This window comes from Pseudoduganella namucuonensis, from assembly GCF_900116645.1.
GTDB lineage: Bacteria > Pseudomonadota > Gammaproteobacteria > Burkholderiales > Burkholderiaceae_D > Rugamonas > Rugamonas namucuonensis.
Map to the genome: position 1 here is coordinate 40,438 of NZ_FPBO01000014.1, position 22,819 is coordinate 63,256.

Sequence of the window (22,819 nt, forward strand, 5' to 3'; positions counted from 1 at the left end):
GCCCGCCATCATCCCATCAGTTGGGTTGAACCACGCCGTGGAAGCGCACTTCCGCCAGGTTGCCAAACCAGGCGGCGCCGTTGTAGATCCGGATGTAGCGGTACGGCACGCCGCCGCTGACCGGCAGGGTTTGCCAGTCCATCGTCGACGCCGCCGGCGCGGTCAGCGTGGTCCAGTTCGCGTTGTTGTTCGAACCCTGGATCACCACGCCGTTGGCGCGCGTGTAGTAGTTGTCCTGCCGCGCGGCCAGTTCCACACTGCTCAGTATCGCCTCGTTGCCCGCGAAGTCGAAGGTGACGTAGGCGCCGTTGCCCGCGTTGTTGGCGCCGGCGCGGAAGTCGGAGAACGTGCCCAGGTTGCCGTCGACCATGCTGTTGACCATGGCGGCCGTGGTCGCCGCGCTGCGGTTGACGGTGGAATCGATCAGCGTCGCGATGGTGGACAGATTGCGGATCACGTCCGATTCGTCGACCAGGTACAGCGAGCTGCCGTCGGTGGTGGCGGTGGTGGCGTAGCCGCTGGCGCCGTTCTGCAGCTGGTAGTTGATGGCGAAGGTCACCGCGCCCGCCGCCACGCCCTGGGGCAGGGTGGCCGTGGCGGTGAAGTTGATGTTGTCCGCCGTGGTCACGGTGGCCGCCTGGCCATGGATGGTGGCGCTGGCGTTGCTCACCGCCTCCTTCATCGTGAAGGCCAGCTGGACGGTGTTGCCCGGCGCGATGCGCTTGCGCAGCGCCTGCGGCGAACCGATCGACACCGTGGCGATCTTGTTGGCCTGGGCCACGCCGCGCAGCCGCAGCTCGGCGATGTTGCCGAACCAGGTGGCGCCGTTGTAGATCCGGATGTAGCGGTAGGGCTGGGGATTGATCGCCAGTTGCTGCCACTCGGCCGACGAGACGGCGGCGCCGGAAATGGTGGTCCAGGAGGCGTTGTCGTTGGAACCCTGCACCACGGCGCCGGCGATGCGGGTGTAGTACTGGTCCTGGCGGCCGAGCAGGTCCACGCCCGACAACGTGGCGCTGCCGTCCTCCTTGAAGTCGAAGGTGATGTAGGCGCCGTTGCCCGCGTTGTTGCTGCCGGTGCGGAAATCGGAGACGCTGCCCAGCGCGCCGTCGAACAGGGTGTTCACCTGCGTCAGCGTGGCAGCCGCAGTGCGATTGACGGTGGAGTCGATCAGCGTGGCGATGGCGGGCACGTTGCGGATCACGTCGGATTCGTCCACCAGGTACAGCGAGCTGCCGTCGGTGGTGGCGGTGGTGGCGACGCCATTCATGCCGCTCTGCAGCTTGTAATTGATGGCGAAGGTCACCGCGCCTGCCGCCACGCCCTGGGGCAGGGTGGCCGTGGCGGTGAAGTTGATGTTGTCCGTGGTGGCCACGGTGGCCGCCTGGCCCTGGATGGTGGCGTTGACCGTGTTCACCGCCTCCTTCGCCGTGAAGCTCAGCTGGACGGTGTTGCCCGGCGCGATGCGGTTGCGCAACGCCTGCGGGGAAGCGATCGACACCGTGGCGATCTTCCTGGATTGCGCCACGCCGTGCACGCGCAGCTCGGACAGGTTGCCGAACCAGGCGCCGCCATTGTAGACGCGGATATAGCGGTAGGGCTGGGCGTTGTTGACCGCCAGTTGCTGCCACTCGGCCGAGGAGGCGGCGGCGCCCGAGATGGTGGTCCAGCCGGCGTTGTCGTTGGAGCCCTGCACCACGGTGCCGGCGGCGCGGCCGACCTGGTCCTGGCGGGCCAGCAGTTCCACCCGCGACAGCGTGGCGGTGCCGTCCTCCTTGAAGTCGAAGGTCAGGTAGCCGCCCGTCCCGCTGCCGTTGAGGCGGAAGTCGGTGAACGTGGCGGTATTGCCGTCGAACAGCGGGGTTGCCGCCGTCCTCACGTCGGCCGCGGCGCGGCCGTTGGAGTCGCTCAAGGCCGTGATGTCGAGCAGGTTGCCGAGGTGGCTGCTCTGGTCCGAGATGAACAGCGTGCTGCCGTCCGTGCTGAAATAGGTGGTGTCGGCGTCGATGCCGGCGGCGGTCTTGTAGTTGAGCGCCAGCTTGACGGCGGCGGTGCCGGTGATCGCGGGCGCGACCCAGGTCGCCGTCCAGTTCAGGTTGTCGGTCGAGGTGGCGGCGACCGGCTGGCCCTGCAGGGTGAGCTGGACGTTGTTGATGGGGGCGACCGCCGTGAAGCTCACCTTCACCGTGTTGCCGGGCACGATGCGGGTCTTCACCTTCTGGTCCGAGGTGATCGACAAGGCCGACAACTGGTTGACCGCCTCGTGCCGCTCGCCGAAGATCCGGAATTCGGACGGCTCCAGCATGTTGCTGCTGGGTTGGACCATCTGCATCTTGATGAAGCGGAAGCGCTTGTCCTTGAGGTCGTCCTGCACCGCCAGCGTCTGCATGTCCTCCGTGACCTCCGTCTGGCCGGGTGTCAAACGGGTCCAGGTTTCATTGTCGTTGGAGCCGAAGATCGCGACGCCGCCGATGCGGGTCGGGAAGCTGGCGCGCACCTGCAGCTGGAAGGCGCTGGCCGAGACCCGGTAGTTGACGCCGAAATCCAGGGTGTGGCTCAGGTTCTGGGCCAGGGTGTACACGACGAAGGTGTCGGGCGCGTTGTCCAGCGCGTTGGGGACGTTCGTGCCGAAGGTGGAGGAGGCCAGCATCTTGGCGTAATTCATGCTGCCGTCGTCGATCAGCGGGGTCAGTGCCTGCAGGGCGGCGACGGCGTTGCCCAAGGCCGTCAATTTGGCGGCGAAGGCGTCGTCGGTGGCGCCGGCGATGGCCGCCACGGCGTCGGCGTAGGCGGCGCTGTAGGTGGCCAGCGACGCGCTGGTGTAGGCGGTGCCCGCCTGGTAGCCGGCGTTGGCGGCGGCGACGGCCGACTGGCGGTCCGCCGTCACCACCACCTTCACCAGCCTGGTGCTGACCGTGGCGCCGTCGGTGGCCGTGACGGCGAAGGTGTAGGTGCCGGCCTGCGTGGGCCTCCACGAGAACGCGCCGGTGCCGGTGTTGAACGTGGCGCCCGCCGGCATGTTGTCGATCTGGTAGCTCACCACGTCGCCGGTGTTGGCGTCGGTGGCGGCGAAGCCGCGGTTGATGGTGCTGGTGGAGCCGGCGTAGGTGTACAGGTTCAGGTCCGCGTCGCCGTCGGTGAAGACCGGGGCGGTCAGCGCGGTTCCCGGCTGCAGGTTGACGTGGTCCAGGTCGACGGTGGTGCCACCGCCGGTGATGGTGATGTAGAACATGTCGCCCATCCACTGGTAGTCGTTGAGCGCATAGGTCACGTAGCGCCATTGGCCCTTGGTGTCGGGCAGCGCGATGCTGTCGCCAAACGCCGCCATGGCGGCGATGCCGTTGGTCCTGACCCGGAACGCGATGTTCTTGCTGGAGTTGCCGTAGCTGGTCAGCGCGATCCTGCTGCCCGCGGCTGTCGCCGTGACGCGCGCGTAACCCACCGTCGCCTCGCGGATCACGGTGGAATTGCCGTCAAGCGCGGTGACGCGGTCCTCGAATTCGCGTAGCGGTTCGACGATGGGCCGGACCAGGAATTGCGCCCCTTCGGCCTCGGCCGCCGCCGGAATGTGGAACCAGAAGTCGCCGCCGCCTTCGGGGCTGTCCCAGTTGTAGGAGTTGCGCCGCCGGTAGGCCTCGGTGAGGTAGGGCGCGCGCTGGTCCATATTGAAACCGCGGGCGTATTTGTAGTAGTAATACGCTCCCCAGGTGTTCAGCGTCAGGCGGCCGCGGTAATTGCTGGACAGCGTCTTGTACACGATGTTGGGCGTGCCGTCCGCATTGGAGTAGGCGGCGGTGGGCACCCACGGGGTGTCGTGGCCCAGCATGTAGCGGCCCCAGTAATCCGCCGTGTCCAGGATGCGGTCGCCCAGGAATTCGAAGGGACCCACCGCGTTGGCGGCGGTGGACGGCGTGCCGTTCACCGGGTCGACCTTGGTGCCCTGCGCCATCAGCAGGCGCGAGAGGATGTCCGCGTTGATGACATCGCCCGAGCTATGGGCCTGGTCGCGCCCCATCTCCACCAGCTGCACCACGGGCGGGCTGACCGCCTCGCCGGTCAGGTCGTTGCTGTCCACCAGACGGAACAGGCGCTTGATGGCGCCGTTCTTGCCCTGGTCCACCGCGGTCGCGTTGACGGTGAACCATTCCACGCCCTCGTCGTAGCGCGCGCGGTTGCCGGTGAAGATGTAGCCCGCCATGGAACCGATCAGCGGATACAGGTGCTGGTTCATGAAGCGCCAGTTGCTGTGGTTGAAGGTCTCCGTGGCCGGGACGATCAGGTTGGCCGTCAGGCTGGCGGTGTCGGCGTCGGTCCATTGCAGCGCGGCTGTCTGGTAGCTGGTGCTGCGCAGCAATTCGGCGGCCGCCGCCATCTTGTAGAGCGGCAGCCCGGTATGGATGTGCGCATCGTTGAAGTAGGCGTACTGCGCCGGGTCCATCTGGGCCCATATGCGCAGGATGGCCAGGGCGTTGCCTCGGTAGATCTCGTCGCCGGTCACGTAGTACAGGATGGCCTGGGTAAAGGCCTTCTGGCCGTCCGCGATGAAGCGCGAATTGAAACCCTGGCTGTTGAAGGCGTAGCTGGCGGGTTTGGTCGGGTCGCTGCCCTGGTTGCTGGAGGTGGCCGTCCTCGACGCGGAGGAGGACAGCAGCATATTGTTGAAATTCGTGTTCCAGGGTTCCTTTTGCGCCCGTATCTGGGTCCGCAGGTTTTCAAGGATGGGCTTGGTCAAGCCGACTCCGGGATGCTTGAAGCCGCTGGCGTCCGTGGTCTCCTGGATGGCCGGCTGGTAGCTGGTGGCCAGCGTCAGTATGGTGTCGGCGGCCACGGCGGAGGAGGACGACAGCGAGGCCAGGCCCATCAATGCCGCGAGGAATATCGACGCCACGCCGCGCGCGCCGCCGTACTTGGATGATTTCATGTGTCTCCCGCTCTCCGCCGGATGGTTATCGATAACATTTCCGTGCGAGCAATAAAGTGAATTGTTATAAGCGCGACAATGTAATAAGCTATCGGCGCCGGTTTTTTATTACCGGAATATATGCTCACAGCCAATTCTGTGCAACAAAATATTGCTGTGTTATCGATATCTTGTGATATCGATAACCGGCATCGGCGGCCCGCCGTGGCCGCCGAGCCGGCACGCGCGTCGTACTAGTCGTTCATGCTGATTGCGCGGATCGCGGCGATGCCGGGAAAAAAAATATAGGCGTTGACTTTGATGTCGACACAGCTCTCCACCGGCGCGCTACTCTCGTTGAAAGCGGGACTCGGCAACTCGACCGGACCCGGGGTGGGGATGCCGACCAGCGGGTCGGAGAGGGTCGAGTCGGAGGCGAACTGGTAGTTGATCCAACTGCCGAGCACGAGTTCGTATTGTTGCAGCAGGCTTGCGCCGAGGAACAGGCCGGCGAGGCCGCGCTCGGTTTTGGGCGAGTGCCGGTCATCCTTCAGATAGGGAATCTGATACGGCATCGCGCGCCGCAGAATGCGGTGGCTGGACGAGGGCGAGCCTTGGAACGCGCCGCCATCCTCGCCCTGGTTGACCCGCATATTGGCGCGGCGGATATGGGAGCCGACCGGACAGACCAAGCCCTGGTCGCTGCCATAGCGGAAATTGTCGATCGCCTGCGACGGTGGCGCGGACTGCGGGTGGTCGTTGCCGTTGATTGGAAAGGTCATGAGTGGCGTACCGTTCGGCCAGCGTCCGCAGAACACCGCCTTCAAGGCCAATTCCTGGACGGTGGGATCGGTGATTTGGAGCATGGCCCCGACCTGGGGGGCCAGCTGTTTGATTTGCGCGTCGAATTTCTCGACATCCTGGCGGATCACCATGAACGCGCCGAAGCAGCCATACAGATCGAAGCTGAAGCGCAAGGCTTGATAAATATTGGCGCCGGTACCGATCATGAATGCGCTGGGATCCACCAGGTCTTGCTCTCCGTCCGGCTGGCGGCTGAACGGCGTGCCTTGGATGATGGGCTGGGCAATCCCGTCCCGATAGCCGAAATAGACCATTTCGTCGTCGAGCGCCTGGGCATCCCACACCGTGTCCTTGGTCGGCGCCGCGAAACCGTCGGCCAGCAGGCCGCGCAACTCGTCGGTCCGGGCGTTGAGCGCCTCCTCGCTATTGGTCCAGATCGACAGCAGCACATGGAACCGCGTATCGTCCAGGACCCAGTCGGGTTCGGCGTTTGGCGTTTCGTAGAGCGCATTTGCCTGCTTCTTCGCGCCTCTGGCAAAGGAACTGTAGTTGGGGTCGTTCCGCAGCACGGCCAGATCGGCGCCGGACACCTTGAGCGTGCTCAGCCCGGCATAGGTGAAGCCGAGGTTGAGGCAATAGTCCGGCGGACGTACTCCCCAGGGCATGGCGCTCGTGATATGAAGCGCCGCGGAAGGCGGGTCGGTCAGGTGCGCGATGAATGAGCGCGCGGCGGCCAGATTGGTGATGCTAAGCGCGAAGTGCCGGGCAAACGACATGCGATAGCCGCGCAGCAGGAATCCCTGGATTTGGTCGAGCGGCCAGGGAGAGCCGCCAGGCACTGTCGTGTCTGTCATTGTTTATCCGAGGGCTGATGCGGACCGAGCTTGCTGTGGATGAGTGCCGCGGTCCAGGGATAGAATTGGGTAAAGGGGCCGGCGGGATTGGTTTGCGTCAAGTCGTGCTGGGCGACGAAGTTGATGAATTCCGACAGATGCTTGTGCACTGGAACCATGGCTTGCAAGCCCTCGATGCCTTGGGCCGCGGCGTCGAAGAATTTGCCTCCGGTCTTCTCGAAATCGGCTTTGACCAAGTCGCCGATATAGGCCTCGAAGTTCTCGTCATAGACGGTGGTCAGCAGATATGTCTTGTGGTCGTCCTTGTAGACCGGAGCCGGAATTTCCACCAACCACAAATAATGCAATATATCGGGGCCGTTGCCAGTGCCCTGCGACAGCCCTTGCACGAGATTCTGCGCACTCGTTCCCCTGGCTTCAAACAGGAATGAAAGTCCCTTTGCCATAATCCATCTCCTTTTAATAAAGTGGCAACAGGCTAGCATGGAATGTAATTATTGGCGAGTTTGAAAAAATAAGATTAAATCTCTGCGGATATTAAAACAACAACTTGCAAAAAGTAACGGATGGCAAACAGGAGTATCCGCGTGATGCTTGCAATTTGCTATTAATGACCATGCGCGAAGCGCGCCTGACGGAGCGGGAGAAATCGGCATCGGGCCCTTATTCTCCAAGCCATATTTATTGGCTACGTTTTTGATAGTTTTCCATCACATTCGTTATTCTCCTCAGGCAGTACGGTTCGCTAAATAATGGACGGTTTGGCTTTAATGACGGCACTAATAGTCTGGAGGCGGCAGTTGTCAACATCCGGCCTGCGCGACACGTAAGCGCTTTATCGGAAAAATAACAGTCAAAGACGGCTCAACGTCCGAATGTGGAGCGGGCGCGACGGGTCGGCGGGCGCGTCAGGGGCTGTTGCGGTAGCGCGCCGTCGCTCCTGTTCGCGCCGGCACGGAACTGTCGCGGGACGGGGAATCGATCAACGCAATCCGATTGAAATTTCCATCCCGGCAGAATAGCCGATGGCCGCGTGGGCCTTGGATAGACTTTCTACTCCTCAACTCCTATACCGTTACTGATATCATTCCGCTATAAATCCACTCACCAAGGTATTCATGCACGTGTCGCCTGTTGCTTTAGCCGTCCTCGCCGCCTTCGCGCCCTGCGCGCAGGCGGCGGTTGCCGCGCCGGCCGGAGATTTGCTTTCGATGTCGTTCGAGGAACTGGGCAGCATCGACGTCAGCGCCAGTTCGCTGCTGCCCACGACGTTGCTGTCCGCCGGTTCGTCCATCACCTCCGTCGGCCCGCAGGAGTGGGAGCGCGGCGGCGCGCGGCGAACGCTGGAGGCCCTGGACGGCACGCCCGGCGTGTTCGTGATGCCGCATACCAACGGCAACCAAGTGCTGGCGATCCGCGGCTACGCGCGTCTCACCTCGTTCACCGGCGTCGCGGTCACGCTTGATGGCGTGCCGCTGACGGACCTCTACCGCTCATCGCCGCAATATAATTTCCCGGGCCTGAATCTCGGCGTGATGTCGCAGATGCAGTTGATCCAAGGGCCGGGCTCCGCCCTTTACGGCAGCGACGCCTTTCACGGCCTGCTCGCTTTGCGCACCCACGACGACGAGGAGGCGGGCCAACAAGGCGCCGTGGCGGCGGGTGGGAAGGGCTACCAGGAAGCCGCCGCGCGCTTCGCGCGGACGCTGGGCGGGGGAGGCCGCTGGAGCATGGCTTTCGCGGAGAATGGCCAGGGCGACCAGGAGCGCACCGCCACCCGTCCGAACCCCGCCGGGGGGACGCCGATCGCGGTGGCGCGCGAAAATCGCTTCCTCTCCCGGACCGCCGTGCTGAAGGCCTCCAGCGGCGCCGGCGATGGATGGAAATTCAACGCCGGGCTGTATCTGCACCGCTACGGTGCGGACAATTTCCAGGGCCTGGGTTCGCGCCTGGCCGGCGCGGGCGACCTGGGTGGCCTCGACACGCGCTTCGCGATGCTGCAGGCCGGCGCGGGCAGGCGTGTCGGCGACACCGGCTCGCTGGAGCTGAAGGCCTATGGCTGGTGGGTGGACAACGACCTCGCCGGCCGGCTGCAACTGCCGTCCGGCGCGGTCCAGCGCGACCTGTACAGCCGGCAGGACCGCGTGGGGCTGCAGGCGATTTACCGCGATTCGTCGCCGTCCTGGCGCACCGACTGGGCGCTGGCGCTGGCGAGCGAACAGCTGAACGTGCGCGATGTGCATGTGGTGCTCCATACGCCGGCGGGCGCCTTCCTGAGCGATACGCGCAACGCGGCGTCGGACGCGCGCCGCCGCGTCCGCAGCGCGACGCTGGAGTTGAACTCCCGCCTCGGCCGCGACTGGCGGGCCGTGTACGGCGGCAGGGTGGACGATTATTCCGACTTCGGCCGGCAGGCGTCGCCCCGGCTCGGCCTGATCTACCAGCCCAACGACAGCGGCGCGCTGAAGCTGCTGTACGGACAGGCGTTTCGCGCTCCCTCGGCCGCGGAGCGGAATGGCACCGTCAACACGGTGCTGGGCAACGCGGGCCTGAAGCCGGAGGTGATCGATAGCCTGGAACTGGTGGCGATCCGGCAGCGGGACAATCTGCTCTGGCAGGCAAGTGTCTTCAAGACCGCCTGGCGCGACGGGATCGCCATCGTGTTCCGGCCGGACATCCGCATCAACCAGTTCCAGAACGTCGAGCGCAACCGGGCGCATGGCGTGACGGCCAGCGTCACCTGGCGCGCCGAGGGCTGGCAATTCGAAGCCGGCGGCGCATGGGTGGCAAGCCGAAACGCCAGCACCGGCGCGCCTTACAATATCCAGCCCCGCCGCTCGGCCAACGCCTCGCTCGCCCGCGGCCTGTTCGATGGCGCCGGCCGCGCCGGCGTGGCGCTGCGCTGGATGGACGGCTTCGACGACATTCCCCGCGGCGACGTGTTCGCGCCCGGCCGCCTGCCTTCGTACGCGCGCGCGGATTTGTCGTACAGCCACACGGTGTCGAAATCGCTGACGCTCACCGCCGTGGTGCGGAACCTGTTCGACCGCGATAGCCGCCTGCCATCTCCGCTCGGCTCGGTGGGCGGCATTCCGGACGACCGCGTCAACGCCATCCTGCGGGCGAACCTGAAGTTTTGAAACGCCGCGGTGGCCGCGGGCCGCCTATTCAATAGTTGCGCCTGGCATGCAAGTTCGACGCCTTGATTTTTTTGACGACATCCTCGACCACGGGGCCGACCTCGCCGACGATTTCGGCGAGCGTCTCCTTGGAGACCCCCAGCTTCTTGCTCCAGTACGCCACTTCCCATTCCTTGTCCACGTGGATGCGGGAACGGTCGCTTTGGAACAGATCAATGAAATTTTCCACCATGTTTGCTCCTGAATTCGGGCCATCACTATATCGATGACCCGTGCACGGTTCTGTGCGTTATCGCACATTCAGAAGTCGGATGGATGGGTCTAGCCGGCCGCGCCCCGGGGCTGGCTGTCGGAAATGGCCGTCCGCACCAGCAGGCAGACTTCGGCGCCCACGGCGTTGATCGGCTCCAGGCTGAGCGCCGCCCGGCACAGCGCGACGGCGCCTTCGATCGAGGACACCACCAGCGCCGCCAAGCTGCCTGCGCGCGGCGCCGCCACGCCTTCGCGCTCCAACGCCGCCGCGATGATGGCTTGCCAGTCGCGGAAGGCTGTATTGGCCGCGTCCAGCAATCGCTGCTGCGCGCCCGCGTCCGGCGAGGCCTTGGCGTCGTCGGTGTAGCGTTCCACCGCCACCGCCAACACCGGGCAGCCGGCTTCGAAGCAACTCTCCCCCAGCGACGCCGCGCGCAACGCGAACGCCTCGCGCACGCCTTCCACGGCCCCGTGTTCGCGCAGGACGCGTTCCAGTATCTCGCTGACCCGCTGCTGGGCCAGCCGCACCGCCGCGTCGATCAATTGCGCTTTCCCGCCGGGGAAGTGGTAGCCGATGGAGCCGCGCGGCGTATCGGTGTGGCGCACCACTTCTCGCAGGCTCGTGCCATGCATGCCGCGGCGGCTCAGCAAATCGGCCGCGCCGGCCGCCATTTTGTCTCGGGTGTCTGATGTCATGAGCAAATAATATGACAAGTGGCATAAGCCTGTCTATAATCGGGCCACTATGACATTCGTCATAATCGCTTTCATGAGGAAAAACATGAGCACATCCCCATCCCCGCGCGCCGGCCTGCCGTTCACCCTGGCAAATGGCGTGGTCCTGAAAAACCGGCTGGCGAAGGCGGCCATGAGTGAACAGTTGGCCAATGGCCGGCAAGATCCGGACAAAAAACTGGAACGCCTGTACCGGACGTGGGCGGAGGGTGGTGTGGGCCTGCTTATCAGCGGCAACATCATGATAGACCGCGACCACCTGGGCGAGCCGAGGAATGTGGTGCTGGACGACGCCAGCGACCTGGCCGCGTTCCGCCGCTGGACCCGGGCGGCCGGCGCGCAGGGCACGCACTTCTGGGCGCAGTTGAACCACCCGGGCAAGCAAACGCCGAAAACCCTGACGAAGGAGCCCGTGGCGCCGTCGGCGATTTCGCTGGGGAAGGAACTGGCGCCGATGTTCAACAGGCCGCGCGCGCTGAGCGACGGGGAAATCGTCGCCCTGGTCGGCAAGTTCGCGCGCGCGGCGCAACTGGCGAAGGAGGTGGGTTTCACGGGCGTGCAAATCCATGGCGCGCATGGCTATCTGGTCAGCCAATTCCTGTCGCCGCTGCACAACCAGCGTAGCGACCGGTGGGGAGGCTCGTTTGAAAACCGGCTGCGCTTCGTGCTGGAAGTGTACCGCGCCACCAGGGCCGCCGTGGGCGCGGACTTCCCGGTCGCCATCAAATTGAATTCCGCCGATTTCCAGAAGGGCGGTTTCAGCGAAGAGGAATCGATGCGGGTGCTCGAAGCGCTGGCGCGCGAGGGCATCGACCTGGTCGAGATCTCCGGCGGCACCTATGAGAGCCCGGCGATGGTGGGCGCGCAGGAGCAGCCCAGGGAGCAGCCCAAGGAGTCGACCATGCGGCGCGAAGCGTATTTCATCGCCTATGCGGAGAAAGCGCGCCTGCGCGTGCGCACGCCGCTGATGGTGACGGGCGGCTTCCGTTCCTCGGCCGGGGTGGAGGCCGCGCTGGCCGGCGGCGCGACGGATCTGGTGGGCCTGGCCCGTCCGTTGGCCGTGGAGCCCGCCTTGGCCATCCCGCTGATCAACGATCCCGCCTACAGGATCGAATTGCCGACGCCGACCACCGGCGTCAAGCTGGTCGACCAGCTGACCTTCCTCGTCCTCACATGGTACGAGACCCAGTTGGCCCGCATGGGGAGCGGCAAGCGCCCGCTGCCGGACCTGAACCCATGGCGCAGCGTGCTGGCCACCCTGTGTGGCATGGGCATGGCGGCATTCGGCAAACGGCGCGCTTGACGATAGGCAAATGTTACTGGCATGTGTAGCCTATAAGAATTTGCCACTACCAGTTTTCGCCGAACTGCTTATACTGTTTCGCTGTCGCCTCGCGCGGCATCCCATTCACAGTTTGCGGTCGTCCATGGAAAAAGGAAGTGTCTCGGTCTACTTTGTGCAGGCGGCGCTGGAGGTTTTGCGCGCCCGCGGAGCCGCGACCACGCGGCTGCTGCTGGACGCGGGCATCTCGCCGGCGCTGCTGGATTCGCCGCATGGCCGGGTCACGCCCCAGAGCTTCAGCACCTTGTGGCTGGGGGTGGCGCGCGCGCTGGACGACGAACTGTTCGGACAGGACTCGCGCCGCATGAAGGTGGGCAGCTTCGCCATGCTCACCCACACGCTGACCGGCTGCGCCACGCTGCGGGACGCGTTGAAGCGCATGGCGCGCTGTTTCAATCTGCTGCTGGACGATTTCCAGTGCGCCTTCGAGGAACGGGGCGGCGAGGCGCGCCTGGTGATACGCCAGGTGGCGCCGGAGGGCGGCATGCGCATTTTCGGCTTCGAGACGCTGCTGATGATGATGCACGGCCTGGCGTGCTGGCTGGTGGGCCGCCGCATCCCGGTGCTGTCCGCGTCGTTCTGCTACCCGGAGCCGCCGCGTAGCGCCGAATACCACCGTATGTACTCGGCGCGCTTGAGCTTCGACCAGGAGGCGACCATGCTCTGCTTCGCCAAGTCCTTCCTGGGTCTGCCCGTGGTGCGGAACGAGCAGGCGGCCCGCGCCTTCCTGGCCGGCGCGCCGGCCAACATCGTACTCAAGTACAAGAACGCCAACGGGGCGGCCGCGCTGGTGCGGCGCCGGCTGCGTGCCGTCGCCGCCGACGCCTGGCCGGATTTCGAGCAACTGTCCTCCAGCCTGAACATGGCGCCGTCCACGCTGCGCCGCCGCCTCGAGGAGGAGGGGCAGACCTTCCAGCTGATCAAGGATCAAATGCGGCGCGACATGGCCATCGAGCTCCTTTGCCACTCCGCCAGGAGCGTGGCCGACATCGCGGCCGAACTGGGTTTCGCCGAGCCCAGCGCGTTTCACCGCGCGTTCAAGAAGTGGACCGGCGTGCAGCCCAGCCAATACCGGCAGCGTCCGCCGCAGGACTGACACGGGTGGGCGCGCTGGCTGCGGCTGGCCAGCTTGGCCAGAAGAGCGGGGCCGGCTGTTCAGATCGGGAGGCGACAAGGGTGCGTCGAATCCGCACTTGGGCCACACAATGTAGCCTGCTGTTGTGGAGTCATGATCTCGAGGGGGGCAGGCGAGGGCTAACGTCGTGATGCTAACGCATCCGGTTTCCCCATCCCCAGGCGTTAGACAGGAAACACGGGTTTCTTCAATTGACCTCAACTCATGTGTATTTTTTGGGGTGGCTGCCCGACCGGGAACCAAACAGGATCGTTTTGCTCTAACCGGTGTTTGTAACAAGGAGCAGCGATCATGTTCGGCAGGGTTCCCAGGCATTCCGGCTACGTTTCGGAATTCACGCAATTCATCGATGCCTTTTTAAGAGAACATCCCGATGTTGTCGAGAGCCAGCACCGGGGATGGAATATTTTCTGGGATCACGACGTCAGCTTCGACGAGCTGAAAAGGATGGAAGCGGACAACGTTCCATTTGTCAAAACGATGCCACAGTAGTCCGGCGCCGGCCAGCGCGCCGTGCACGCGGGCCAGCGCCGGCCGCGGCAGGGAAGCGAGCGGCGCCAGCGCGGAAGATGGCCGCGGGGGCCATTGAAAATTCCAGGATAGCTCTCGATTGAGCCGGAAACTGCTTGGATTTCGCCCCAATAAAGCATTTCCTGAGTATCGAAATCCTTAAACTTGTAACCACCCAAGCAAAGGAGATTCACCAAATGATACTCAAACCGAAATTCATCAGCTTCGACTGTTATGGCACCCTTATCAACTTCGAAATGGGGCCGACCGCCAAAGGCATCTTTGAGGATCGCGTCCCGGGCGATCGGATGGCGGCCTTCCTGGACAGCTTCCGCGCCTATCGCCTCGATGAAGTGCTGGGCGACTGGAAGCCCTTCTTCGACGTGGTGGAAAATTCCATCCACCGGGCCTGCAAGGCGCACCGCGTCGAATATCGGCCATCGGACGCGCTTGCCTTGTACAACGCGGTCCCGACCTGGCAGCCGCATCCGAACGTCGTCGAGGTGCTGGAGGCCATCGCGCCGCACATCCCGCTAGTGATCCTGTCCAATTCGATGGTTGACCTGATCCCGCATAGCGTCGCCCACCTGAAGGCGCCATTCCACGCCGTCTACACCGCCGAGGAGGCGCGCGCCTACAAACCGCGCCTGCGAGCCTTCGAGTATATGTTCGACCAGCTTGGCTGCGGGCCGGAGCAGATGATGCACTGTTCGTCGAGCTTCCGCTACGACCTGATGAGCGCTTCGGACCTGGGATTCATGGCCAAGGCCTTCATCGACCGCGGCCACGAACCCTCGTCCGACCAATACGGGGTCAACAGGCTGACCGATGTCCGTCAGTTGCCAGGACTGCTGGGATTGGCCAGCCCGGATCGGGGCGCGTGATGTCCGCCGATCGGCCTATCGAAGCCGCGGCGCTGAGCACACCGGCGCCCAGCCTTGCCCTGGTTGAGGTGGAGGAGCTGGTCGCCCGCCTGTATGGCATCCGCGGCAAGGCCCAATCGCTGGCTAGCGAGCGCGACCAGAATTGTTGTATCGAGGCCGCCGACGGCAAGCGCTACGTGGTCAAGATCAGCAATCCATCCGAGCCCTGGCCGGTGGTCGATTTCCAGATCGCCGCGCTCGAGCACATCGCCCGGGTCGCGCCCGGTCTGCCGGTGCCGCGCGTGGTGCGCACCTTGGACGGGCGCACGCGCGACAGCCTGACGCTCGATGGCGGGGGCCAAACTAGCGTGAGGTTGCTCACCTACCTGGACGGCATACAAATCCGGGAAACCGTCCGCACCGCCTCGCAGCGCCGGGCAATGGGCACCGGACTGGCCAAGCTCAATCTCGCCCTGCACGGCTTCAGCCATCCGGCGGCCTGCCACGACCTGCTATGGAACGTCTCCACCGCGCACCGCCTGGCGGACAAGCTCGATGGCGTCGTGGACGCGCGGCGCCGCGCGCTCGCGACGGCGTTCATGAAGCGCTTCACCGACCATGTGCTCCCGCGGCTGTCCTCGGTGAGGGCGCAGGTGATTCACAACGACTACCACCTCTACAACCTGCTGGTGGCCGCCGACGATCATGAACGCATCACCGGCGTGATCGACTTCGGCGACATGCTGCACGCGCCGCTGGTTGGCGAGGTGGCCACGGCGGCCGCCTTTCACATGGCGGGCAACGCCGATCCCTTCGAAGGACCGGCGCAATTCGTCGGCGCCTACCATGCGACCTTGCCGCTGCTCGACGCCGAGCAGGAAATCGTCGCGGACCTGATGGCGACGCGTCAACTCGTCACGGCGCTGATTTCGGAGTGGCGCGCGGCGCGCTACCCGGAAAACCGCGCCTACATCATGCGTCACAACCCCGCCGCGTGGGCGGCACTGGAGCAGATGGCCGACCTTACGCGCGATACGGCGCGCGATCGATTGCTCAACGAAGTACGACATGGAAGAACACTATGAAAAGCACAACGGACCTCAATATGGTCAACGCGTACATCCCCGGACGCGCCGATCTGGCACCGGCCACCGGGGCGATGATTGAACGGCGCGACGCCTTGCTTGGCCCGGCGTATCGACTGATGTACGAGCATCCGCTGCACATCGTGCGCGGAGAAGGCGTGTGGCTGATCGATCCGCAGGGGCGCCGTTACCTCGACGTGTACAACAACGTCACCTCGCTCGGACATTGCCACCCGGCGGTGACCGAGGCGATCTGCACGCAAGTGCGCACGCTCGCGACCAATACCCGCTACCTGCACGACACGATCCTGGAGCTGGCCGAACGCCTGCTGGCGAGCGTGCCGGAGACGCGGCTGGCGCACCTGATGCTGACTTGCACCGGCAGCGAAGCCAACGATCTGGCCTATCGCATCGCCAAGGTCCGCACCGGCGGCACCGGCGTGATCGTCACCGATACCGCGTATCACGGCATCACCGACGCCGTTTCGAAGTTTTCGCCGTCGCTGGGCACGACCGTCGACCTGGGCGCCCACGTCCGCCTGGTCCCGGCGCCACGCCTGTACCATGCCGCGGGCGAAGACTTGGGCGAGCGCTTCACCCGCGATGTCGAGGCCGCGATCGCCGATCTGCGTCGTCACGGCATCCAGCCGGCGGCGCTGATCGTCGATACGCTGTTCACCAGCGACGGCATCCTGCCCGAACCCGCGGGCTTCATGAGGGGCGCGGTGGACGCGATCAAGCGCGCCGGCGGCCTGTTCATCGCCGACGAGGTCCAGCCAGGGTTCGGCCGGACCGGAGAACACATGTGGGGTTTCCAGCGCCATGGCGTGATGCCCGACATCGTCACCCTGGGCAAACCGATGGGGAACGGACAGCCGATCGCCGGCTTGCTTGCAACCGCCGACGCGTTGGAGGAATTCGGCCGGCATTCCCGCTATTTCAATACTTTCGCCGGCAACACCGTTTCCTGCGCGGCGGCGCTGGCGGTGTTGAAAACGATCGAACAGGAAGGCCTGGTGCCGCACGCCGCCAGGATCGGCGATGTCTTGCGCGACGGTATCGCCGATCTCGCCAGCCGGCACGAGGGGATAGGCGACGTGCGTGGAGCCGGGCTGTTTGTCGGCGTGGAACTGGTCTCGGATCGCGGCACGCGAACGCCGGATCGCTGGCTTACCAGCCAGGTGGTCAATCGCATGCGCGACAAGGGCGTCTTGCTCAGCGCCTGCGCGATGGGGCACAATGTGCTCAAGATCCGCCCGCCGCTGGTGCTGACAGCCGACCAGGCGGGCATGGTGATCGAGGCGCTTGACGCGGCACTGACCGAAGCGCGTTCGGCCATGCCGGCATAGTGATAACTTCAAGGCATGCAATCAATGGTGAAACTCGACCGGTTCGACCTCAAGATTCTCGTGCATTTGCAGCGCCAGGGACGTTGTTCGAATGTTGAACTGGCCGAAGCAGTTGGTCTCAGTCCGAGTCCCTGCCTCCTGCGCACGAAGCGCCTGCAGGATATCGGCGTCATCCGTGGCTATGGCGCCGATATCGTGCTGGAGACACTGGGCAGTCACGTCGTCGTGTTTTCCGAAGTGACCATAGGCAGCCATCATCCCGCCGACTTCCGCAAGTTCGAGGATGTGGTTGGCAAGTACGAGGAAATCGTCGAGTGCTACAACGTCAGCGGCGGCTACGATTACCTGTTGAAAATCGTGGCACCGAGTGTCGCTTCTTTCCAGGCCTTGATGGAGCAGCTGCTGGACGAGCAGATCGGCATTTTGAAGTTCTCCAGCCGTATCGTGTTGCGTCAGCCCCTCCTGCGGCGAAACTATCCACTGAGCACCATCATCAGCGGGAAAAGAAGCTGGGAATGAGGCGCCCGCGGCACCGGCTGTTCGACTCGCGCCACTTATGCATTCTTCCCCGATGGCGCACGGCCCGCGCGTTGTAGAATGCCGCCTTCCAGGGAGACCAAGCATGGCCAAGGCGGCGCTGACAATATCGAGAATTCTGCACGCGGGCTATGTGTTCGAATGCGAGGGCACGCGCATCGCCTTCGACACCATTTTCGAGAACCCGTTCAGCCGCAACTGCCACGCCTTCCCGGACGTGCGCTTCGACCTTGACGAGATCCGCCGCCAGCGCTTCGCGGCGGTCTTCATCTCGCACTTCCACGACGACCATTGCTCGCTCGAGAGCCTGGACCTGCTGGACCGCGCCACGCCGCTGTACATCTATTGCATCTTCGACGAGCTGTTCGACATGGTGCGCCAGCTGGGCTTCACCGAGGTGCGCCAGTTGAAGCTGAACGCGCCGGTCGACGTGGGCCCGTTCCAGGTGGTGCCGCGCGAGGCGATGGACGCGGACGTCGATTCGATGTTCCAGGTGCGCGCGGCCGGCCTGAACGTGCTGAACGTGGTCGACTCCTGGATCGACCAGGGCACGCTGGCCCAGCTGGCGCGGGAGGGGCCGTGGGACATGGTGCTGTGGCCGTTCCAGACCATGCGCGAGATCGAGGTGCTGTCGCCCGCGCGCGCCGCCGCCGCGCCGCAGGCGCTGCCGGAGGAATGGCTGGATCAGTTGAAGGTGCTCGATCCCCGCTACGTGGTGCCGAGTTCCTGCCAGTTCCTGCAGGAGCCGTGGTCGTGGTACAACCGCGCGTTCTTCCCCATCACCTACCGCCAGTTCGCGCTGGAGGTGGGAGCCGCGCTGCCGGAGGCGCGCGTGGTGCGCCTCGATCCCTCGGTCTCGGTGCTGCTGGACGCCACCTCGCTGCGGCCCGCGCCGCCGCTGGACTGGGTGGTCCCGGTGGGCGAACAGGATGTGGACTACGAGTACGAGGGCAACGCCGCGCCGCCGGGCACCGCCGATATCGCGCGCCGTTTCGCGCCGCTGACGGCGGAGCAGGACGCGCGCGTGATGGCGTATTGCCGTTCCGGCCTGCCGGAGAAGTACGGGGAGGTGGAGGCGTCGTCGGAATACTTCGACCAGCCGCGCGTGTGGCGGTTGTCGGTGTACGACCACACGGGCGGGGCGACGCATTTCCGCTACCTGCTGCAGCCCGATGGCACGGTCCGCGCGGACGACGGCGCCGCGCCGCTGGGCTGGACCACCGAGATTCCCGCCACCAAGCTGTACGCCGCGTTGGAGTTGGGGGAGTCGCTGACGTCGATGTACATGCGCATCAACGACGCCGTGTTCGACGCGGACACGGAGCGCGACCTGGAACAGGCGGACGTGGTGGACGATCCCTTGATACGCTGCCTGTTCAGCGACACCTTCGGCGCCTACCAGGCCGCGCAGCTGCGCCGTCTGCTGGGCCGCTGACCATCCTCATTTGCCCAACAAGCGCAGCGACTCGTCCCAGTCGCCTTCCCAGTCGTACAGGAAGTCGTGCGTCTTGAAGGCGCGCTTCAGGGGACCGAGCGGCACGCGGTAGACGTCGTGCAGGCCCAGCGCCAGCGTGACGGGATTCCACACCGCGTTGCGCTTGGACTTCTTCGCGCTGGCTTTCACGCGCGCGCCGTCGTCGCCGAAGATGCCGATGGCGTCGTCCAGCGCCTTGTCCAGGTCCATCTTCACGATGCGCGAGAAGGCCTCCATCACTTGCGCCTTGCCGATGCCGAACTGCGATTCGCGCGCCGCCTCGGCCTTGACCACCGGCGGCGGGTTCAGCGCCAGTTCGGCTTCGTGTTTGAGCTTGCCCGCCAGGCGTTCCAGGTCCTTCTTCTGGAAGCGCAGCTCGTCCAGGCGGCGGCGGAAGCCCGGCTCCGGCAGCCGGGTGACGATCTTGTAGGCGTCCTTGGTGATGGTGATCAGCACGTCCTCGCCGCCGGCGGCCAGGCGCGCGGTGTCGCCCTCGAAGAAGATGGGCGCCGCGTAGCCGCCATTGGCGTCGCCGAACAGTTCGGCGTGCGCCGCGTCGTAGTCCAGCCAGACGTAGGGCGTCAGGCCGTGTTCGAGCAGGCGCGCCAGGGTCCAGGGGGAGGCGGTTTGCAGCGCCAGCCAGGCGCAGGCTTCGGCGGTCGTGGCCCGGAAGGGCAGGTCGGTGGTGCTCATTCATGTCTCGCATCGGGGAGGAAAGCGATTGTAGTGCAAAATGCGCGCGCCGCGGACCTGGCACCTGGCTCGCAAAAGACGCGAACCAGGCGCTTGCGGAGTCGCCGGTACGCTTGCCGTTTTTCATGGGCTTTCTTTCAACTAAGCGGAACTGACAATACACTTGACGTGCGGGAATCTAAGTTGGCCTTATGTTATGTGGCCGAATGGTCTTTCAATGAAATTAAATATTGTAGGCGTTGTCCTACGGCAACGTTAGTTGCCGTGCGGCGTGATATCTTTGCTCCCGTTCCTTACCGAATACTTTGGGAGATAGAAAATGAACCGCGCAAGGCAAGCCTGCCTACTTTCCGGACTGTTGTTGAGCGGCGCCGCCAGCGCCCAGATCGATACGCTGATCGGCGGGGCCGTCACCCCGCTGACCTTCTCCAGCCGCTACGCCCTGAGCGCGGCCAACGCGGCCAACCTCGGCTTCGTGTCCGATCCGGCCGGCAGCGGCCGCACCGTGCTGAGCACTGCCGTCAACGGCGCCGAGGGCGAGGTCGGCGCCATCAAGCGCACCGACTTCCACCCCTTGGGCGAGGCGCTGGCCACCGGCGTGCGCTGGTACGGCATCAGCGTCTACGTGCCGAACAGCTGGGTCGTGCACCCGAACCCCGCCGTCATCGCGCAGATCGACAGCGCCGCCACGGCCAGCGGCCTGGGCGCGCCCCTGTCCCTGCTGGTGCGCGGCGGCGGGCTGGAGCTGAACCTGGTTTCCAACCACCTGGCCGCCGGCGCCACGGCGTCGAACTCGGCGCGCGAGATCATCAAGCTGGGGGCCCTGGTCACCAATCGCTGGTATTGCCTGGTGGTGCGTTCCGACTGGCAGACCACGCTGGGCAGCGGCGCCATCACGATGTGGATGAATGGCGAGAAGGTCTACAACGCCAGCAACTCCACCAACTCCTACTTCGGCGCGGCCCAGACGCCGCGCGCGGGCTTGATGTTCCCCGGCCTGATGGGCGTGACGGAGCGCACCCTGTACACCGATTTCATCCGCCTCGGCGGCCCCACCACGACGGCCCTGCAGATGTACCAGATCAGCCCTTGTTCCTCGTTTGTCAACGGCTCCAACATCCAATGGTAGGCCGGGAGAAGAAAATGCGACTCACTAAAATCCTGGCGGCCGCCGCCTTCCTGTGCGCCGGCGGCGCCCAAGCCCAGATCGACCTGGCCCGCGGCGGACCGGTCAACACGCTCAGCCCGAATCCCAATCCGCTGATGTACGTGAGCCAGAACCTGGCCCGCAACCTGACCTCCACCTACCGCTATCTCGACGACCTGTACAGCCTGAGCGCGTCGTCGCCCGCGCGCTTGTCGCTGGTGCCCGATCCGCTCGGCAGCGGACGCAATGTGCTGCTGCACAACCTGAACAAGACCGATCCGCTGGTCTCCGGCGGTTCGCGCACCGAGGTGTCGCTCAAGTATGAATACGTGATCGAAGGCGTGCGCTGGTACGCGGTCAGCATGATGTTCCCCGCCGACTGGCAATTCCACGCCAGCCCGACCGTCGTGGCGCAGCTGCACACCAGCCAGAAGACGCTGGCCGTGCCGCCGCCGGTGTCCATGGTGGCCAGCGGCCAGGACCTGAACATCGAGCTGCACTACAACTACCGCAACATGAGCGGGCAGGGCACCGACCCCGCCACCCGCGCCAACACCGGCGAGCAGCTGGTGCGCGCCGCCAAGATCGAAACCAACAAATGGTATTGCTTCGTGGTGCGCGCCGAGTGGTCCTACAAGCCTGGCCTGGGTTCCATGCAGATCTGGATGAACGGCAACATCGCCTACGAGGCGAGCAACGTCTACAACGCCTACGAAACCTGGCTGGGCAACTATCCCAAGGTGGGCTTGTACCTGCCGGGCGTGATGCAGGTGGCGACGCGCAACCTGTACACCGACTTCATCCACGTGGGCGGCGCCTCCAGCACCTATGACATGATGGCGGCGCTGACCCCTTGCGGCGTCAACGCGGCGGCCACCAGCAGCGTCATCAAGCAGGGCGTGCTCTAGCGGCCCTCTCGCGGGCACTCACTTGATGACAGGGGGCGTGGGCGAGATGGTGGCGCCGCAGGGCGTCAGCGCCGTCATCTGGTCGAAGGTGCTGGTCGCGCCGCCCGTGTAGATGAAATCGGTGTACAGGGTGCGCGACGGCACGGCCATGGTGCCGGGCAGATATGCGCCGACCTTGGGATAGTTGCCCAGCCAGGTCTGGTAGGCGTTGAAGGCGTTCTTGGTCTCGTAGGCCACGTTGCCGTTCATCCAGGCCTTCACCGAGCCCAGCCCGGGTTTGTAGGACCAGTCCGCCCGCACGACGAAGCAATACCATTTGTTGGTCTGGATCTTGGCCAGGCGCACCAGTTGCTGGCCCGTGTTGGCGCGCGTGGCGGGATTGGTGCCGGTGCCGTCCGTGTTGCGGTAGTTGTAATGGAACTCCATGTTCAGGTCCGTACCGCTGGCCACGACCGACACCGGCGGCGGCACGCTCAGCGTCTTCTGGCTGGTGTGCAGCTGGGCGACGACCGTCGGGCTGGGATGGAACACCCAGCCGGTCGGGAACAGCACGGAGAAGGCGTACCAGCGCAGGCCCTCCATCACGTAGTCGTATTTGAGCGCGATCTCGGTGCGCGAACCGCCCGCGTACAGCGGATCGGTGTTCCGCACCGTGAACTGCAGCACCTTGCGTCCGCTGCCCTTGGGATCGAGCACCAGTTGCAGGTTGTTCGCGTTGCCGGTCTGCAGGATGTACAGGTCGTCCAGGTAGCGGTAGGTGGCGGTCTGGTTGCGCGCCAGGTTCTGGCTGACGTAGGCCAGCTTGACGGGGTTGGGCGCCAGCGTGTCGACCCTGCCGCTGCGGGCCCGGTCGAACTGGGCGGTGGCAGGCGCGCAGGCGAGGGCGAGCGCGCAGGCGGAAAGGGATAGTCGGGGAAGGCAATGCCGCATGGCGTTCTCTGTGGCTGACAATATGCATGTCACTATACTCGGGCCCGCTTTTGACGGGCGCGCAGCTGCTTTCATCCCTTAATGTGCGATGGCGTACGGAAGCGCGCCGCCATCGCCCGCATGCTTGTCCGCTCACGTCAGCCAAATAGAAAGCGGACACC

General features: G+C 64.8%; 18 protein-coding genes. 11 read left to right on the forward strand and 7 right to left on the reverse strand.

The features are described 5' to 3' along the window. Positions 1 to 16 precede the first annotated feature (16 nt). The 3 genes from BM436_RS16055 to BM436_RS16065 form a co-directional block, all read right to left on the reverse strand. Positions 17 to 4,921, reverse strand: coding sequence for a discoidin domain-containing protein (locus BM436_RS16055; RefSeq protein ID WP_093556544.1), 4,905 nt, complete (start codon positions 4,919 to 4,921; stop codon positions 17 to 19). Positions 4,922 to 5,154: 233 nt separating this feature from the next. Next, positions 5,155 to 6,558 carry a hypothetical protein gene (locus BM436_RS16060; protein WP_143133161.1) on the reverse strand — a complete coding sequence of 468 codons (1,404 nt, stop codon included), beginning with the start codon at positions 6,556 to 6,558 and terminating at the stop codon, positions 5,155 to 5,157. After that, on the reverse strand, positions 6,555 to 7,004 hold the full coding sequence (locus BM436_RS16065) for a hypothetical protein (protein WP_143133163.1): 450 nt from the start codon (positions 7,002 to 7,004) through the stop codon (positions 6,555 to 6,557). The genes BM436_RS16060 and BM436_RS16065 overlap by 4 nt, the downstream gene beginning before the upstream one ends. Before the next feature lie 765 nt (positions 7,005 to 7,769). Between BM436_RS16065 and BM436_RS16070 the strand changes: the two genes are divergently transcribed. Then, positions 7,770 to 9,698, forward strand: coding sequence for a TonB-dependent receptor plug domain-containing protein (locus BM436_RS16070; protein ID WP_177307234.1), 1,929 nt, complete (start codon positions 7,770 to 7,772; stop codon positions 9,696 to 9,698). A 28-nt stretch (positions 9,699 to 9,726) separates the two neighbouring features. Here BM436_RS16070 and BM436_RS16075 read toward each other — a convergent pair whose 3' ends face one another. Both BM436_RS16075 and BM436_RS16080 read right to left on the reverse strand, forming a co-directional pair. Next, the gene (locus tag BM436_RS16075) at positions 9,727 to 9,930 is read right to left on the reverse strand and encodes a DUF3606 domain-containing protein (RefSeq protein ID WP_093556548.1); all 204 of its coding nucleotides are present in this window, start codon (positions 9,928 to 9,930) and stop codon (positions 9,727 to 9,729) included. 89 nt (positions 9,931 to 10,019) lie between these two features. Then, on the reverse strand, positions 10,020 to 10,622 hold the full coding sequence (locus tag BM436_RS16080; protein WP_218164874.1) for a TetR/AcrR family transcriptional regulator: 603 nt from the start codon (positions 10,620 to 10,622) through the stop codon (positions 10,020 to 10,022). 109 nt (positions 10,623 to 10,731) lie between these two features. Between BM436_RS16080 and BM436_RS16085 the strand changes: the two genes are divergently transcribed. The 8 genes from BM436_RS16085 to BM436_RS16120 all read left to right on the forward strand — a co-directional run bounded on the left by BM436_RS16085 (position 10,732) and on the right by BM436_RS16120 (position 18,941). Further along, positions 10,732 to 11,988, forward strand: a complete 1,257-nt coding sequence (locus BM436_RS16085) for an NADH:flavin oxidoreductase/NADH oxidase family protein (protein ID WP_093556550.1) — start codon at positions 10,732 to 10,734, stop codon at positions 11,986 to 11,988. A 124-nt stretch (positions 11,989 to 12,112) separates the two neighbouring features. Further along, on the forward strand, positions 12,113 to 13,123 hold the full coding sequence (locus BM436_RS16090) for an AraC family transcriptional regulator (protein ID WP_093556551.1): 1,011 nt from the start codon (positions 12,113 to 12,115) through the stop codon (positions 13,121 to 13,123). A gap of 330 nt (positions 13,124 to 13,453) precedes the next feature. Beyond that, on the forward strand, positions 13,454 to 13,654 hold the full coding sequence (locus BM436_RS16095) for a DUF3460 family protein (RefSeq protein WP_093556552.1): 201 nt from the start codon (positions 13,454 to 13,456) through the stop codon (positions 13,652 to 13,654). A 215-nt stretch (positions 13,655 to 13,869) separates the two neighbouring features. Then, complete coding sequence (locus tag BM436_RS16100) at positions 13,870 to 14,556, forward strand: haloacid dehalogenase type II (RefSeq protein WP_093556553.1); 687 nt, start codon at positions 13,870 to 13,872, stop codon at positions 14,554 to 14,556. Beyond that, a complete protein-coding gene (locus BM436_RS16105) occupies positions 14,556 to 15,620 on the forward strand; it encodes a phosphotransferase (protein ID WP_093556554.1) in 1,065 nt (354 codons plus the stop codon). The genes BM436_RS16100 and BM436_RS16105 overlap by 1 nt, the downstream gene beginning before the upstream one ends. Beyond that, positions 15,617 to 16,969, forward strand: a complete 1,353-nt coding sequence (locus tag BM436_RS16110) for an aspartate aminotransferase family protein (RefSeq protein WP_093556555.1) — start codon at positions 15,617 to 15,619, stop codon at positions 16,967 to 16,969. Before BM436_RS16105 ends, BM436_RS16110 begins: the two co-directional genes overlap by 4 nt. A gap of 15 nt (positions 16,970 to 16,984) precedes the next feature. Continuing rightward, complete coding sequence (locus BM436_RS16115) at positions 16,985 to 17,488, forward strand: Lrp/AsnC family transcriptional regulator (protein WP_093556556.1); 504 nt, start codon at positions 16,985 to 16,987, stop codon at positions 17,486 to 17,488. A 103-nt stretch (positions 17,489 to 17,591) separates the two neighbouring features. Further along, positions 17,592 to 18,941 (forward strand): MBL fold metallo-hydrolase, encoded by a 1,350-nt coding sequence (locus tag BM436_RS16120; RefSeq protein WP_093556557.1) that lies wholly within the window; start codon positions 17,592 to 17,594, stop codon positions 18,939 to 18,941. 6 nt (positions 18,942 to 18,947) lie between these two features. Here BM436_RS16120 and BM436_RS16125 read toward each other — a convergent pair whose 3' ends face one another. After that, positions 18,948 to 19,673: a hypothetical protein gene (locus BM436_RS16125; RefSeq protein WP_093556558.1), complete on the reverse strand. Its 726-nt coding sequence runs from the start codon at positions 19,671 to 19,673 to the stop codon at positions 18,948 to 18,950. Between the two features lie 319 nt (positions 19,674 to 19,992). Here BM436_RS16125 and BM436_RS16130 point away from each other — a divergent pair, with 319 nt between their 5' ends. Further along, on the forward strand, positions 19,993 to 20,802 hold the full coding sequence (locus BM436_RS16130; protein ID WP_093556559.1) for a heparin lyase I family protein: 810 nt from the start codon (positions 19,993 to 19,995) through the stop codon (positions 20,800 to 20,802). 14 nt (positions 20,803 to 20,816) lie between these two features. After that, a complete protein-coding gene (locus tag BM436_RS16135; RefSeq protein ID WP_177307244.1) occupies positions 20,817 to 21,728 on the forward strand; it encodes a polysaccharide lyase family 20 protein in 912 nt (303 codons plus the stop codon). 18 nt (positions 21,729 to 21,746) lie between these two features. Here BM436_RS16135 and BM436_RS16140 read toward each other — a convergent pair whose 3' ends face one another. After that, positions 21,747 to 22,658, reverse strand: a complete 912-nt coding sequence (locus BM436_RS16140; RefSeq protein WP_177307253.1) for a polysaccharide lyase family 20 protein — start codon at positions 22,656 to 22,658, stop codon at positions 21,747 to 21,749. Positions 22,659 to 22,819: the final 161 nt, after the last annotated feature.

Excerpts from the sequence above, each read along its gene's own strand:
- BM436_RS16055 (WP_093556544.1), bottom strand. The coding sequence starts at position 4,921 with ATGAAATCATCCAAGTACGGCGGCGCGCGCGGCGTGGCGTCGATATTC.
- BM436_RS16060 (WP_143133161.1), bottom strand. The coding sequence starts at position 6,558 with ATGACAGACACGACAGTGCCTGGCGGCTCTCCCTGGCCGCTCGACCAA.
- BM436_RS16065 (WP_143133163.1), bottom strand. The coding sequence starts at position 7,004 with ATGGCAAAGGGACTTTCATTCCTGTTTGAAGCCAGGGGAACGAGTGCG.
- BM436_RS16070 (WP_177307234.1), top strand. The coding sequence starts at position 7,770 with ATGTCGTTCGAGGAACTGGGCAGCATCGACGTCAGCGCCAGTTCGCTG.
- BM436_RS16075 (WP_093556548.1), bottom strand. The coding sequence starts at position 9,930 with ATGGTGGAAAATTTCATTGATCTGTTCCAAAGCGACCGTTCCCGCATC.
- BM436_RS16080 (WP_218164874.1), bottom strand. The coding sequence starts at position 10,622 with ATGGCGGCCGGCGCGGCCGATTTGCTGAGCCGCCGCGGCATGCATGGC.
- BM436_RS16085 (WP_093556550.1), top strand. The coding sequence starts at position 10,732 with ATGAGCACATCCCCATCCCCGCGCGCCGGCCTGCCGTTCACCCTGGCA.
- BM436_RS16090 (WP_093556551.1), top strand. The coding sequence starts at position 12,113 with ATGGAAAAAGGAAGTGTCTCGGTCTACTTTGTGCAGGCGGCGCTGGAG.
- BM436_RS16095 (WP_093556552.1), top strand. The coding sequence starts at position 13,454 with ATGTTCGGCAGGGTTCCCAGGCATTCCGGCTACGTTTCGGAATTCACG.
- BM436_RS16100 (WP_093556553.1), top strand. The coding sequence starts at position 13,870 with ATGATACTCAAACCGAAATTCATCAGCTTCGACTGTTATGGCACCCTT.
- BM436_RS16105 (WP_093556554.1), top strand. The coding sequence starts at position 14,556 with ATGTCCGCCGATCGGCCTATCGAAGCCGCGGCGCTGAGCACACCGGCG.
- BM436_RS16110 (WP_093556555.1), top strand. The coding sequence starts at position 15,617 with ATGAAAAGCACAACGGACCTCAATATGGTCAACGCGTACATCCCCGGA.
- BM436_RS16115 (WP_093556556.1), top strand. The coding sequence starts at position 16,985 with ATGCAATCAATGGTGAAACTCGACCGGTTCGACCTCAAGATTCTCGTG.
- BM436_RS16120 (WP_093556557.1), top strand. The coding sequence starts at position 17,592 with ATGGCCAAGGCGGCGCTGACAATATCGAGAATTCTGCACGCGGGCTAT.
- BM436_RS16125 (WP_093556558.1), bottom strand. The coding sequence starts at position 19,673 with ATGAGCACCACCGACCTGCCCTTCCGGGCCACGACCGCCGAAGCCTGC.
- BM436_RS16130 (WP_093556559.1), top strand. The coding sequence starts at position 19,993 with ATGAACCGCGCAAGGCAAGCCTGCCTACTTTCCGGACTGTTGTTGAGC.
- BM436_RS16135 (WP_177307244.1), top strand. The coding sequence starts at position 20,817 with ATGCGACTCACTAAAATCCTGGCGGCCGCCGCCTTCCTGTGCGCCGGC.
- BM436_RS16140 (WP_177307253.1), bottom strand. The coding sequence starts at position 22,658 with ATGCGGCATTGCCTTCCCCGACTATCCCTTTCCGCCTGCGCGCTCGCC.